This window comes from Faecalibacterium prausnitzii, assembly GCF_003287405.1.
GTDB lineage: Bacteria > Bacillota > Clostridia > Oscillospirales > Ruminococcaceae > Faecalibacterium > Faecalibacterium intestinale.
On the sequence record NZ_PRLD01000066.1, the window covers coordinates 1 to 612 of the forward strand.

1 protein-coding gene and 1 pseudogene are annotated in these 612 nt (G+C 54.4%); both read left to right on the plus strand.

Annotated features, from left to right (window positions below):
- Positions 1 to 435: MarR family winged helix-turn-helix transcriptional regulator (locus tag C4N24_RS15070; protein ID WP_242983306.1), on the plus strand; the 435-nt coding region annotated here is incomplete at its 5' end.
- Positions 422 to 612 (plus strand): annotated as a pseudogene (locus C4N24_RS15075) (MATE family efflux transporter); the annotation flags it as partial. The gene C4N24_RS15070 and the pseudogene C4N24_RS15075, both read left to right, overlap by 14 nt.

Here is a 612-nt window from a genome sequence, read left to right on the forward strand (position 1 = left end):
CAGCTGCTGGATGCCTGCTATCTGGCAAAGCGGGCACGGGAGATGCTGCCTGCCCTGCCGGAGGGTGTGACATCCTCCTATATCCAGTGTCTGGATGTTATTCAGAAATTGCAGACCCGTGGCATCTGGCCGAAGATCTCTGATCTCAGCGATGCGCTGAATCTGCCCCGCCCCGGTGTGACCCGTACCGTAAAAGAGATGGAGCACAAAGGGTATCTGAGAAAACAGGTGTCCGCTGAAGATGGCCGCGTGACCTATCTGTTCCTCACCGAGAGCGGGCAAGCGCTTTCCCAGAAGTACAATACGGACTACTTCTCGCAACTGCTCCCGTATCTGGACGGCATTTCCGAGGAGGATGCAGCGTGCACCATCCAAACGCTGGAAAAATTCTATGCTATTATGTGCGAAAGGAAAGATTCTCTTGAAAAACGATAAGACCGATTTTACCCAAGGCCGCATTTTGCCAAAGCTCGCCTTTTTCATGCTGCCCATTCTGGGTGCGCTGGTGCTGCAGGCCGCTTACGGCGCAGTAGATCTTCTGGTAGTGGGGCGCTTTGGCTCCACTTCAGGCTTGTCTGCGGTTTCCACCGGTAGTCAGGTACTCAACCTCGT